A 13,694-nucleotide genomic window follows, 5' to 3' on the forward strand; every position below is an offset into this window, starting at 1 on the left:
TGTTGGAATAAAATGCCTTAATGCTTATTTTAAGCACATTTTACGCCGCGATAATGATTTCGTAATATGCCAAATGATGTATCAATCCGGGATGCGAAAGCGACGGATTCCGAAGCACTAATCATGCTGTTAAATGAGTTGGAAAATAACCAAGCGGATCCCTCGATTTTTAATCAAATTCTAGCGAGTTACCTAGCCGATCCGATGACCCTGTTGCGGGTATTAGAAAGTTCGACGGATGGAATCATCGGGTTTGTTTCTTGCAAGGGGCAATACCTATTGCATCACCAGGGTTTAGTCTGTGAAATTCAAGAAATGATCGTCACAAGTTCACAGCAAGGCAAAGCTTATGGAAAGAAGTTGATTCAAGATGTTGTCCAACAAGTACAAAAATGGGGAGCTGTCTCGCTTGAGGTAACATCGAATAAGCGAAGAAAAGAAGCCCACGCCTTTTATCAGGCTGTGGGCTTTCGAAATTCACATGAAAAGTTTACAATCTATTTTTGACCTAAAAGCAAAGCGTCCCGCATTTTGGTAAATAAATCGTAGTTGTGATAAATCCCTGAGAAGTTTTCCGCGCCTGGGCCAAAAGCGAAAACGGGAATCATTTGCCCTGTATGTCCTTTGGTTGTAAAGGAAGCTTTAACTTCGCCAGTCTTCATATCGCCACCCATTAGTGCCATTCCTCCCGTTTCGTGGTCGGCCGTGACAATCACCAAAGTCTCCTTATTTTTACGGGCAAATTCCAATACATATCCGATGCTTTTGTCGAAGTCAATCATTTCAGCAATAGCATAAGGTGCATCGTTCGCATGTCCACCCCAATCGATTTGAGAACCTTCTATCAAAGCGAAAAACCCTTTGTTGTTTTGGGACAAAAGTTCGATCGCTTTTTGGGTGGATTTTAACAAGGCATCTCCACGACCTTCCGACATTTTTACTGGATTTTCTGCCGCATACAGGTTAATTAATTTGCCGCGGTGTATGGATTCCATCGAAGCAATATCGCCCAAAACTGCGTAATTCTTTTTACGCAAGGTGTCCAATAAATTTTGCTTGTCTTGGCGTGCCTCAAAGTATTTGCGACCCCCTCCGATTACCACATCAACATCCGTTTTCAAGAAATCCGTCGCAATTTCTTCGTGCATCGCACGCTTGAATTGGTGAGCGATAAACGAAGCAGGCGTGGCATCTGTAATATCACACGTGCTGACTAGCCCCGTGGATAAACCTTTTTGTTCAGCAAGCTCCAAAAGACTAACACTTGGTTGCTTCAACGAATCCAACCCGATCGCCCCATTATACGTTTGCTTTCCTATCGCAAAAGCAGTCGCTCCTGCGGCGGAATCTGTCACATAACTGTCGGACGCTTGGTTGCGATGAAATCCAATCACCTTGAATTGTTCTAAATTCAAATGGCCTTTATTGGCAGTTAAACCAGCATAAATTTGACTCACGCCCATGCCATCACCTACTAAAAACAAGATGTTTTTAGGTTTGTTCTGAGCAAATAGACTGATATTGCACAAGCAGAATAGAATGATTTTTTTCATCTTAGAGGTATAAATTTTTGATGTAGTTCTGTGTAAAACCCGGGCTAGTCGTCATGCCTTTTCCGCCGATCCCGTTAATGATGTGAATCACATCGTCAATGGTTTTGGTAAAAACTTCCGACTCCGTGCCTTGTAAGTAATAACCCGCCCAGGATTGATCAACATCCCATTTTTCTAAGTAGGTGATGCGTTTAGCTTCGGCTAACATTAGCTCATTGATTTCACGGGAAATTTCAAATCCAAAATTAGCACTTTTATGCACTGGCGCATATTCGTGTGAATCCCCTAAAATAATGGAGCCATCATCTGCTTGCTTGAAAAGCATGTGAATGCCATATTTTTTGAATGGAGCATGTTCAGGTTTCGTGCTGAGTTTTTGATACGATGGGCATGAATGAAAACTCTCATACCGACGAATCGTAAGCCCAGTTAATATATTAGATTTTAGAATTTTCTTCTGTGGAGCCAATCGCATCATTTGCAATTTGCACACTTTTAATTCATCGCTCGGATAATGTTCAGGAAAGAGGAACTGCGTATCCCGACCATTCGCTAAAATAACATCATCTGCCCAATACGTTTTTTTATTGGCAGTAGTCAACATGGCGATACCTCGTTTTTTTTCTACACCGATAACTGGGCATAAATTTTGGTAATGCAGCCCCATGCTTTTAATTAAATATTCGCGAACGCGGTGAACCATGACCAAAGGGTTTAGTGATGCTTCCTCTGGTAGGAATAGGCCCCCTTTGACATAGTCTTTTTTAAAGTGCGGGTTGATCTCGCTTGTTTCTGAGGCGGAGTACAAGCGATTTTTATAATCACGTTCGTTTAAGAGCTCACTCATTTCCTCGAGTAATCCTAGTTCTTCATCATCCGAAGCAACATACCAAGAACCGTTTGGAACCAAAGAAATATCGAGTTCTTCTTGTAGTTCCTTGTATATTTTCAGGGACCTTCTTCCATGTTCAAACCAAGTATCTAGCCGTTGGCCAGAAGGAACCGCTTGTCCAAAGTTTCGAAAGCTTGCCTCATAGGGTTGAGCATCTTTCTCTAATAATAGAACACTTTTATTTTTGAGTAGAGCGTGGTAGGCGCAAAATGTGCCTATTACACCTCCACCGACAATAATCAAATCGTATTTTTTGTTTTTAATCATGTTGAATGAAATCAATTAAATCTGAAATATTATTGAGTAATCCATCGTTTGCATGCTTCGCTAATTGTTCACGTGTATGCGTACCATTGCAAACGCCTAACGCATGAGCAACCCCCGCATTGATGCCAAATTGTAAGTCGACAGGCGTATCGCCGATGTTGATAACGTGTTGTTTATCGGTGATTCCTAATTGGCGCATCGCGTATTCAATCATGTCGGGAGCAGGTCTGCCTTTACCTCCAACTTCGTCTGGCGTAACAGAAAGGTGGATGCCCGATTTATTGTTAATGTTTTTATAGTCCCGATTCAAGGATTGTCCCCAGCCTAATTTGGATAAAATGATATCAGCAACTTCGCGGTAGAACCCGGTAGTCAATGCGATGTAAATCCCTTGCTTGTGTAAAAATTCAAACGTTTCTAAACAACCTTCTGTAGGTAAAACCGGTTCGGTCCGGTAGTGATTCTCCAAAATGCTTTTGAAGTCTTGAAAGGATTTTTGTGCTAATTCCTCGGTCATTGGATTGTTCTCCCCAAGCTGTTCTGTCCACAAGGTGCGAAATACCCAAAGTTTGGCATAGCCTTGTAAGGCAAGTATACGTTCGTCAGATGAATTTAGGCCATTTTTTAGTGCAGCTTGTTTGAAGCATTTTTCAACTTCATGCTGATCCAGGACGGTTGTTCCTGCCATATCAAAGACCACTAATTTAATTGCTTTCATGGTAATATTTTTTCGAATATCCACATTGGAGATTAATCCATCGTTAGCGCATTGTGATGAAATTGTTAAGCATTTATTTGTTGTATTTTTTGAAGATTAATTGCGCTCATTTTGGCAATCGTTTAGATCCTTAACAATTCGAAAACATAGGTGCACTTTTCTTAACAATAATTTTGCAAGCACTCTATTTTGGGCTTAAAGGCTACAGCTAGTTTTGTGAAAATTTTTAACAAACAATTCAAAAATGAAAAACTATCTACCCAATTTACTTGTGAAGAAGGGATCGAAACTTGTGTTTTGGTTCGTTTTTGCAATGATTACCTGTTCGGGCTTGGTTACATTAGCCCAAAGTCGTACCGTGAGTGGTACGGTTGTTTCAGCCAATGATAACTCAACAGTTCCTGGCGTTTCCATTCGCTTAAAAGGAAGTTCGAAAGGTACTACTTCTAGTGCTGATGGTAAATTTTCGATCCAAGTAGGTGATAATGCAATTTTGCAATTTTCAATGATTGGATTCTCTGCAAAAGAAGTTGCTGTAGGAACTCAATCGACAATTAATGTCGCTTTATCGGCGGATGATAAGCAATTACAAGAAGTTGTTGTAACTGCCTTGGGTATCAAGAAAGATGTGCGCAAAATTGGTGTTGCCATTCAGTCGGTAGACGGTTCTGCAACAATCAAAGCACGTGAACCCAATGCAATCAACGCATTATCAGGTCGTGTCGCTGGTTTAACAATCGGTTCTCAACCTGAGTTGTTGAGAAAGCCGAATATTTCATTGCGTGGTAGTTCAACAATCCTATATGTAGTAGATGGTGTGCCTATCAACTCAGATACTTGGAATATCTCACCAGATGATATTGAAACGTATTCTGTTTTAAAAGGAGCTTCTGCTTCTGCGCTTTATGGTTTCCGCGGAAAAAATGGTGCGATTTTAATTACAACAAAACGTGGTTCATCTGACAAGCGTGGGTTTTCAGTTGATGTGAATTCTTCAACGCAAATTCAAAGTGGTTTTTATGCAATTCCAGAAGTACAAGATGAGTATGGTCCTGGTGATCACGGTGCTTATGCGTTCGGTGATGGTAAAGGGGGTGGATTAAATGATGGTGACTACGATGGTGGTTGGGGCCCTCGTTTTAACGGCCAATTGATTCCTCAATATGATTCACCAGTAGATCCAATTACAGGTGTACGTCAAGGAACACCTTGGATCGCACGCGGTAAGGACAACTTAAAGCGTTTCTTAGAAACAGGTGTATTATCTACGAATAACGTTTCAGTTGCTGCAACGGGTGAGAAATATAATTTGCGTTTCTCTACATCGCATATCTACCAGAAGGGTATTGTTCCAAATACACAGTTGAACATGACCAACTTCAATATCACGGCAGATTACAAGTTCTCAAACAAATTGAAGTTTGAGTCGAACTTACAATACAACCGTCAATACACGCCAAATATTCCTGATGTGAATTATGGTCCTAACTCGATCATTTATAACATCGTTTATTGGGCAGGTGCCGACTGGAACATCGATGATATGCGTAATTACTGGCAAAAAGGTAAAGAAGGTATCCAACAAATTTATGCGGAATACCAACGATACAACAACCCATATTTCATGTCATATGAGTGGTTACGTTCACATTACAAGACAGATATCGTAGGTCAAGCAGCATTGCGTTATACGTTCAACGAGAATTTGAATTTATTAGCTCGTACACAAGTTACGACTTGGGACATGTTACGTACAGAGAAATTCCCTTATTCAGCAGGTACTTATGGACGTGATGAGCGTCGTGGTGATTACCGTGAAGATCGTCGTTCATTGTTCGAAAACAACACCGAATTATTACTGACGTTTGACAAAGAAGTATTACCAGGTTTCAGTACTAAAATTAATGCGGGTGCATCTCAGCGTATTTTCCAATACAAGTCGATGTTCGCAACAACAAACTACTTGAACGTACCAGGTTTGTACAACTTCTCGAACTCAGCTAATCCAGTTCAGGTGGCTAACTTCGGTTCAGATATGCAAGTGCTTTCAGCATATTATTCAGCTGACTTCTCTTACAAGAAATATTTGACGGTATTTGCTACAGGTCGTATGGATAAATTGTCAACTTTACCAGCAGGTAAAAACACATTCTTCTATCCATCTTTCGGTGCAGTGACCATCTTGTCTGATTATGTGAATTTACCTGAAACGATTTCATTCTTGAAATTCCGTGGATCGTATGCGAACGTAAAAGATGGTTTGACATCATCTACGATAGACAACCGCATGGGAACTTATTCTGGAGAAAACTATAACTCTCCATACGATGGCCCGTCTTACCAAAATAATACGGTTTACTCTACAGGTTTCTATTACAATAACCAAACAGGAGCAACGTATGGTGATGGTTTGAGTAATCCAAACTTGAATCCATCGGAAACTTCGCAGACGGAATTTGGTATGGACTTACGTTTATTCAAAAACCGTATCGGAATTGACGCTGCATACTTTATTTCAAATGATGGTCCTTCTATCTTCTCATTACCGATCTCTTCTACTTCAGGTTATACATCTGCGTTAGTGAATGGTATTAAGACACAGAAAAAAGGATTTGAAATTTCGCTTACAGGTACTCCGATTCAAACAGCAGATTTCTCTTGGGATGTGTTAGCTAACTACTCAACTTTCGAAGAGCGTTTAACAGATATCTACCCAGGTATCAATAGTTTGAACACGTTCTTAAAAGTAGGTGATCGTACAGATAAGTTATACGGATCAGCATTTGTTCGTACGCCAGATGGTAAAATGATTAACACAGCAGGTGGTATTCCAGTAACTGTTTCAGGAACACAATCGCAATATTTAGGAAATAAAAACCCTGATTTCGTGTTCGGTTTGAATAACAAATTCAAATACAAAGATGTGACTTTGAGTTTCTTGTTTGATGGTCGTATTGGTGGTGTGATTGTTAACTATACGCAACAACAAGCGTACCGTGGTGGTCGTCACATCGGAACGACACAAGGAATCTTTGCTGAAGCGCGTCCACAAGATGCATTAGGCGTAAAAGCTTTCGTAGGTCAAGGAGTTGTAGTTAGCAATGGTGTTGCAATCAAATATGATGCAAACGGAAATGTTACTAACTATGCTGATTTGCAATTCGCACCTAATACAGTAAAAACTTATGTTCAAGATTACGTGGGTCGTTACTACAATACAAATGAAGGAAACTTGATGAGCCGTTCTTTCGGTATGTTGAAAGAAGTGGTTGTAGGTGTGAAGCTTCCATCAAAATGGTTTGGTAAATATGTTTCAAACGCTAACGTATCATTTGTAGGCCGCAACTTGTTGTATTTCGCAGAGAAGAAAGACATCGATTTGTCTCAATATTTGACAGATGGTTCTTCGAGTCCACAAACTCCTTCAGTGAGAAGTTACGGGGTTAACTTAAACTTCACATTCTAATTTATTCATTCTTATAAATGAAACATCCAATGAAAGTTAAAAATATAATTTTAGGCGTTTTAGGTTTCTCAATGCTTACATTGAGCAGTTGCGAGAAGACCTTTGACCAACTGGAAAAAGATTCCAATCGTGCGGTACAGGTTCCTGCATCTTTAGTATTGCAGACTGTTGAATACAATATGATGAACGATAATGGTCGGCCATTCTCAGCAGAGATGCGCTGGAACCAGTTCTACTGCTCTAACTATAACTATTATGCAAATAATGAATATAATTTAGGCCAAATGCCGAACCAATATACCACCTTGAAAAATGTGATCAAGATGGAAGAGGAGGCAAAGAAAGCAGGCTTAGCAGATGTCAATGGTTACTCAGCTTTAGGTAAGTTTTTCCGTGCATATTTCTTTGATCAAATGTCGAAGCGTGTAGGTGATTTGCCTATGACGGAAGCCTTGAAGGGTATTGAAAATACGTCACCTAAGTATGATTCACAAAAAGCTATTTATGTTCAAATTTTAAAGTGGTTAGATGATTCGAATGCGGATTTAACTACGTTGATCGCAAGTGGACAAACGATTTCTGGTGATTTCTATTTCGGTGGAGATTTGAAAAAATGGCAAAAAGTTGTCAATGCTTATCGTTTGCGTGTGTTGATTACTTTATCTAAAAAAGATACGGATACAGATTTAGCCGTAAAGACAAAATTTGCTGAAATGGTGGGTAATCCAACCAAGTATCCATTGTTAGGTTCAAATGGTGAATCATTGCAATTTGTGTGGAATACCTTTAATAAATATCCTTCAAATCCAGATAACTTCGGTTTCGATGCAACGCGTCAAAACATGGCATCAACCTATGTGGGCTTATTGTCGAAAACACAAGACCCTCGCGTAATGGTTACTTGTGAGCCAACAGGTGCTGATTTGAAAGCAGGTAAATTACCTTCTGACTATACTGCATATCGTGGTGCTGGATCGGGGGATGTATTAGATGATATGGCGAAAAACGCAGGTTTATCGAATGGTGCTGGATTTGCTCCAGGTATTTACTCTTTCCAAAATCGTGCTCGTTACTATCAAAATTATACTGCTGAAACTACATTCATCGTTGGTTTTCCTGAATTATGTTTCAACATAGCAGAAGGATATGCACGCGGATGGGCGACTGGTTCTGCAGAAGATTGGTACAAAAAAGGAATCAAGGCATCGCAAGCATTCTATGGCATCGTAGAGGGAGCGAATACAATGACTTACTCGCGAACTGGAACAAAAGATGCTGCTGATTTAACGAAGTATACGGTGAATTTTAATTTCGATACATTCTATGCTCAACCATCGGTTGCTTATGATGCATCCAATGCCATCGAAAAAATTGTATCACAAAAATATGCGGCATTCTTCATGAACTCGGGTATGGAGGCTTACTTCAACTGGAGAAGAACTGGATTCCCAGCATTTTCAACAGGAGCTGGTAATGGTAACTCAGGTCGTATTGCTTTACGTTGGTTATATCCTACAACAGAACGAACTGCGAATGCAACAAATTACAATGCCGCAATTTCTAGTCAATATGCAGGCAAAGATGATATTAACGACCAAATGTGGTTGATTAAATAAGTTTATAGTTTTCTAATTTGATTAATGATTCTTATCAAGTGGCAGGACATTGTTCTGCCACTTTTTCAATACTAGACTTACCGGTTTCTTAACAATTCCTTAATATTCAACTGTGCGCTTTCTGTTAATTTTGTTAAATTTCGAATTCCTTAAATAAATTCTTATGTTCGGACTTGATCCAACTCTCCTCTTTTTGTTGTTCTTCTGCTTATTCGCAGCATGTGCCTTTGAATTTGTCAATGGTTTTCATGATACAGCGAATGCTGTTGCAACGGTAATTTACACGCATTCATTGAAACCAACCCAGGCGGTTGTTTGGTCTGGTTTTATGAACTTCTTAGGATTATTGACAGGAGGGGTGGGTGTCACCATGAGTATTATTGGTTTGTTACCCACGGAATTGCTCATTGATGCCAATGTCTATCATTCCATGGCGATGGCACTTTCATTATTAATTTCGGCTATTTTATGGAATTTAGGAACTTGGTATTTGGGAATTCCCGCATCTAGTTCACATACTTTGATTGGTTCTATTATTGGAATTGGTGTTGGTCACGCGCTTTTGCCAGAGAATTCAAATAAAGGCATTTCGGCGATCAACTGGGATAAGGCAATCGAAATTGGACAAGCCTTATTACTTTCTCCATTATTTGGATTTGCTGCAGCGATCATCTTGATGTATATCTTAAAGAAGACCGTTCAGAATAAAGCGATTTTCAAAGAGCCTAAGAAAAATACCCCGCCACCTATGTGGATTCGTGCTATTTTAGTTACAACGTGTACCCTTGTGTCTTTTTTTCATGGTCGGAATGACGGGCAAAAAGGAATTGGTTTGGTGATGGTTATCCTAATTGCTTTCCTACCCGGTTATTTTGCTGTAAATACAAATTTGGACCTTGTTGAGGTGAAAACGAGTTTAACACAAGTAAGACAAATTGTTGCGAAAATTGATACAGTGCCTTTGTCAAGCAAGGAAGTGGAAAGTTATCACAAGATTTTGAAAGCTGGAGATGAGTTAAATTTAATTTTGGTTGATGGGTTAACGACAGCAAAATTATCAGTTGATCAGAAGTTTCAAATTCGTAAGGCTGCACTAACGATTAATAAGCACACCAAAAAATTAATTGAAAGTGAATCCGTTGCTTTGTCGGCATTGGATTTAAACGCCTTGAAAAAAGCAACTGCTGGTAAAAAAGCACCTTTCTTTAGTTTTGGCACGAGTTCGTCGAGCGGAATTGCGGGGATTACTGATTTTGCTCCTGCTTGGGTAATGTGGCTAGTAGCACTGTCCTTAGGTTTAGGAACTATGGTAGGCTGGAAACGTATCGTTGTTACGATTGGAGAGAAAATTGGTAAGAATCACTTGACTTATGCGCAAGGTGCATCTGCTGAATTAATCGCTTCCTTGACCATAGGTTTGGCAACTGCTTACAAATGGCCTGTGAGTACTACGCACGTATTATCATCAGGTATAGCCGGAACGATGGTTGCCAATCGTGGTATTAAAAATTTACAAGGTGGAACCGTTAAAAATATTGTCATGGCATGGGTATTAACTTTGCCTATTACGATCATTTTATCGGCAACCTTATTCGTTTTATTCCGTTGGATTACGGGATAAGTGTTATCGACATTCTTTCATTTAAGAGGCCTGAATTCATTTCAGGCCTCTTTTTTTTGTTTCGAACCCTCTTCTTAATGTTTCGATTATATTCTCTTAACAATTTCTTAACATTGGATTTGTGCATGCATCTTACCTTTGCACTCGTTAAAACAACCAATATAAAAAATGTACAATTTTAGCAAGTCGGCAATTGCGCTGATGATGATCATGTTAGCCGTTTTTGCATTTGATGCAAACGCGCAGATCACAACTTCAACCGTAAGTGGTAAAGTGAAAGACGCCAAAGGAGAAGAAATCCCTGGCGCAAACGTCGTTTTGGTGCACACACCTACCGGAACGCGTTATGGCGTAGCAACGCAATTAGATGGAAATTTCGTTTTAGCCAACATGAACCCAGGGGGTCCTTATACCTTGACGGTTTCATTCGTAGGTTATCAAACATTTAAAGCAGAAAACCTGAACTTGACTTTGGGCGCAAATCCAAATGTCAATGTAATCATTTCAGAAGAAACGACTACGTTGACAGAAGTTGTTGTGAAGGCCGACAAAGGAGGCACACGTACAGGTTCTGTAACGACAATCAGTGAAACAGCAATCAAAGCGGTGCCTACATTGAATCGTAGTTTAACAGATATGACGCGTTTGACGCCACAAGGTAGCTCGAGTAACTCGTTTGCGGGTACCAACTTCCGTTATAATAACGTAACAGTTGATGGAACAATTAACAACGATGCGATTGGTTTTAGTCCATCTTTAGGTGGTCAATCAGGAACTTCAGGAATGCCAGGATCTAGTACACGTACGAATCCTATCTCTTTGGATGCGATTCAAGATGTTCAGGTATATGTAGCTCCTTACGATGTGAAAATCGGAAACTTTACAGGTGGTTCTATCAATGCGGTAACGCGTACAGGAACAAACCAAGTAAAAGGTTCAGTTTATGGATACGGTCGTAATGCATTTTTAACAGGCCCGAATAATGCGGGTGATGGCGCTGCGATTCCGAGCGGTTATTCAGATTATCAAACAGGTTTCCGTTTGGGATTACCTTTGATTAAGAACAAATTGTTCTTATTTACCAACGAAGAAATTACGCGTCGTAACGAGCCTTTGTTTTACAAAGCAGGCGACAAAGGTGGTGTTATTGATGAGGCAACAGCGAATCAAATTTCATCTTTCTTGAAATCAAATTACGGATTTGATGCAGGTGCATTTGGCGACTATTCTATCTACTCACAAAGCACGAAGTTTTTCAATCGTTTGGATTGGAATATCTCGGATAAGCATCAATTGTCTATTCGTAACAGCTATGTTATTTCAGAAGCATCGAATTTAGAGCGTGACGCGGCCAACTTCCGTTTTGGTTCAATGGACTTCAAGCAGCATAATCAAACAAACTCAACTGTGGCGGAATTAAAAAGCCACTTTGGTAGCGCATCAAACAGTTTGATTTTAGGGTACTCAGATATTCAAGATTACCGTACACCATCTAGTTCGAACTTTGCTTTTCCTCAAGTAGAAATTGCAGCAAACGGTGGAACAATCTTCTTAGGAAATGAGCGTGAGGCGACTGTGTTTAACATGAAGCAAAAGACTTTTGAATTCACAGACAACTTCACGTGGTTCAAAGGAGATCATACATTCTTAGTGGGAACACATAATGAGCTTTACAACATCAACTATGGTTTCGTGAATTCTTGGAATGGTCGTGTATCTTACAAAAGCGTTGCTGATTTCTTAGCTTCCAACGTAAACCGTGTTCGTGGATCTTACAGCTTTACAAACAACGATCGCGATTATATCTACAACAATCCTTATGCAACATTTAATGTAGGATTGTACAGCGTTTACGCACAAGATGAAATTCAAGTGAATGAGAAATTCAAATTGTCTCCAGGTATTCGTTTTGACTTAGCGAGCACAGATGCTCCTAACTTAAGCCCGAAATTGGCAAGTACTCCAACGGATGTGAATGCAGGAACAACTTATACAGCGGCAACGCCATTGAACAAGGTAAGTAATTCAATCTTTGGTCAAATCTTATTCTCTCCACGTTTAGGATTCAATTACGATGTGAACGGTGATCGCTCGACGATCGTCCGCGGTGGAACAGGTATTTTCACGGGTCGTATTCCATTCGCTTGGTTAGGTTATGCTTTCTACAATGATGGTGTTGGTTATGGAGCCTTTGACGTGAATAACGTAGCAGGTAAAAACGTAGGAGATGTGTTGAAGGACGGAGCAAAAACGTTTGCCTTCAACAATGGTCAAAAGAGTTTGACGCAAGTAGATGCGATGGCAAACAACTTCAAAATGCCACAGGTTTGGAGAAGTAGTTTAGCTGTTGATAAAACGATCAATGGATACAAGATTACGTTGGAAGGTATTTACACAAAAACCTTATCTGACTTGAAATTCCAAATGGTTAACTTGAAAGATTCTGTTAAGTACTATAGCTACGATACACAACGTCAAATGCCTATTTACTTGTCGGGCGGCGCAACAGGTCAGAAATTGAATACTTCGTTCTCAAATGCTTACGAATTAGCGAACACGTCTGAAGGTCACCGTTTTAGTTTAACAGCGCAAGTTACGAAGTCGTATGATTTCGGATTTAACTTCATGGCTGCTTATACCTATGGCCAAAGTTATGACTTGACAAATGGCATTCGTAACTCGATGGAATCAAACTGGCAGTTGAATCAGTCTTTGAACCCGAACAATCCTTCATTAGCGTATTCAAATTTTGACATTCGTCACCGTATTATCGGTCAGTTTGGATATACGTTTAACTGGAAGAAAGCTGGAGCAACGACCATTTCAGGTGTATTCTCTGCACAATCAGGAGCGCCATTTACATGGGGTTTTGTGAACGGTACGATTGCAAATACGCCTCAAGCAGCTGGTTTAGCATATGTATTTAAAGATGCAACGGAAGCAGAACGTTATTTTGTTTCAGATTCTAAATTAGGCTCAGCCGCGACACAAGCACAAGCTTTCATGGATTTTGTGAATGGCGATGAGTATTTGAAAACACGCAAAGGTGATTTCACAGAGCGTAACGGTGGTCGTACACCTTGGAATGCAACCGTGGACATGAAAATTTCACACGCAATCAAAGTATCGAATGGTCACGAATTACAATTCTCATTGGATATCATCAATGCAACGAACTTGATTAACAAGGATTGGGGAAGACTTTATTTCTCTCCAAACACGTTTAACTCAACAGCTAGCTTAGGTTTATCTCGTGTTAATTCGGGTACAGCTGCTGATCCAACATACAAGTTTGCGGTACCTACGACACCTTACTCAATTGATCAATTGGGTTCGAGATGGCAGATGCAAGCAGGTGCGCGCTATACATTCTAGTCGCATCTAGTCTTACATGAAAAAGCCGAAGGAAAATCCTTCGGCTTTTTTTGTATTCTTGTCCCGTCCTAAAATAAGTTGACATAAAATCGACTTATGGAAAAGAATACATCAGAGGATCAAGTCAGACCTCAAAAGCGCAATCAGCGTGATTACAATTTAGGCTTTAAATTATCGGTAGTCGCC

Annotated in this window: 8 protein-coding genes; 5 read left to right on the top strand and 3 right to left on the bottom strand. The window is 40.0% G+C overall.

What is annotated here, in order from left to right; translation table 11 throughout:
* Positions 1–66 precede the first annotated feature (66 nt).
* Positions 67–507: a GNAT family N-acetyltransferase gene (locus V7S75_RS02615; RefSeq protein ID WP_459511132.1), complete on the top strand. Its 441-nt coding sequence runs from the start codon at positions 67–69 to the stop codon at positions 505–507.
* Here the strand turns inward: V7S75_RS02615 and V7S75_RS02620 are convergent.
* From V7S75_RS02620 to V7S75_RS02630, 3 genes are read right to left on the bottom strand one after another with little or no spacing between them, the layout of a single operon-like run.
* Positions 498–1,553, bottom strand: a complete 1,056-nt coding sequence (locus tag V7S75_RS02620; RefSeq protein ID WP_459511133.1) for an alkaline phosphatase — start codon at positions 1,551–1,553, stop codon at positions 498–500. The two genes, V7S75_RS02615 and V7S75_RS02620, sit on opposite strands and share 10 nt — an antisense overlap.
* Position 1,554: 1 nt before the next feature.
* Positions 1,555–2,712, bottom strand: coding sequence for a TIGR03364 family FAD-dependent oxidoreductase (locus V7S75_RS02625; protein ID WP_459511134.1), 1,158 nt, complete (start codon positions 2,710–2,712; stop codon positions 1,555–1,557).
* Positions 2,705–3,430, bottom strand: coding sequence for an HAD family hydrolase (locus V7S75_RS02630; RefSeq protein WP_459511135.1), 726 nt, complete (start codon positions 3,428–3,430; stop codon positions 2,705–2,707). The genes V7S75_RS02625 and V7S75_RS02630 overlap by 8 nt, the downstream gene beginning before the upstream one ends.
* A gap of 244 nt (positions 3,431–3,674) precedes the next feature.
* On the opposite strand from V7S75_RS02630, the gene V7S75_RS02635 reads away from it, so the two are divergent.
* From V7S75_RS02635 to V7S75_RS02650, 4 genes are all read left to right on the top strand, one after another.
* Positions 3,675–6,896: a SusC/RagA family TonB-linked outer membrane protein gene (locus tag V7S75_RS02635; RefSeq protein WP_459511136.1), complete on the top strand. Its 3,222-nt coding sequence runs from the start codon at positions 3,675–3,677 to the stop codon at positions 6,894–6,896.
* Positions 6,897–6,913: 17 nt separating this feature from the next.
* Positions 6,914–8,512 (top strand): SusD/RagB family nutrient-binding outer membrane lipoprotein, encoded by a 1,599-nt coding sequence (locus tag V7S75_RS02640; protein ID WP_459511137.1) that lies wholly within the window; start codon positions 6,914–6,916, stop codon positions 8,510–8,512.
* Positions 8,513–8,675: 163 nt separating this feature from the next.
* Entirely contained in the window at positions 8,676–10,133 is a 1,458-nt protein-coding gene (locus tag V7S75_RS02645) for an inorganic phosphate transporter (protein WP_459511138.1), read from the top strand.
* Positions 10,134–10,301: 168 nt separating this feature from the next.
* Complete coding sequence (locus tag V7S75_RS02650; RefSeq protein ID WP_459511139.1) at positions 10,302–13,508, top strand: TonB-dependent receptor; 3,207 nt, start codon at positions 10,302–10,304, stop codon at positions 13,506–13,508.
* Positions 13,509–13,694: the final 186 nt, after the last annotated feature.

The organism is Aquirufa sp. TARAVU-A1A (genome assembly GCF_054558675.1).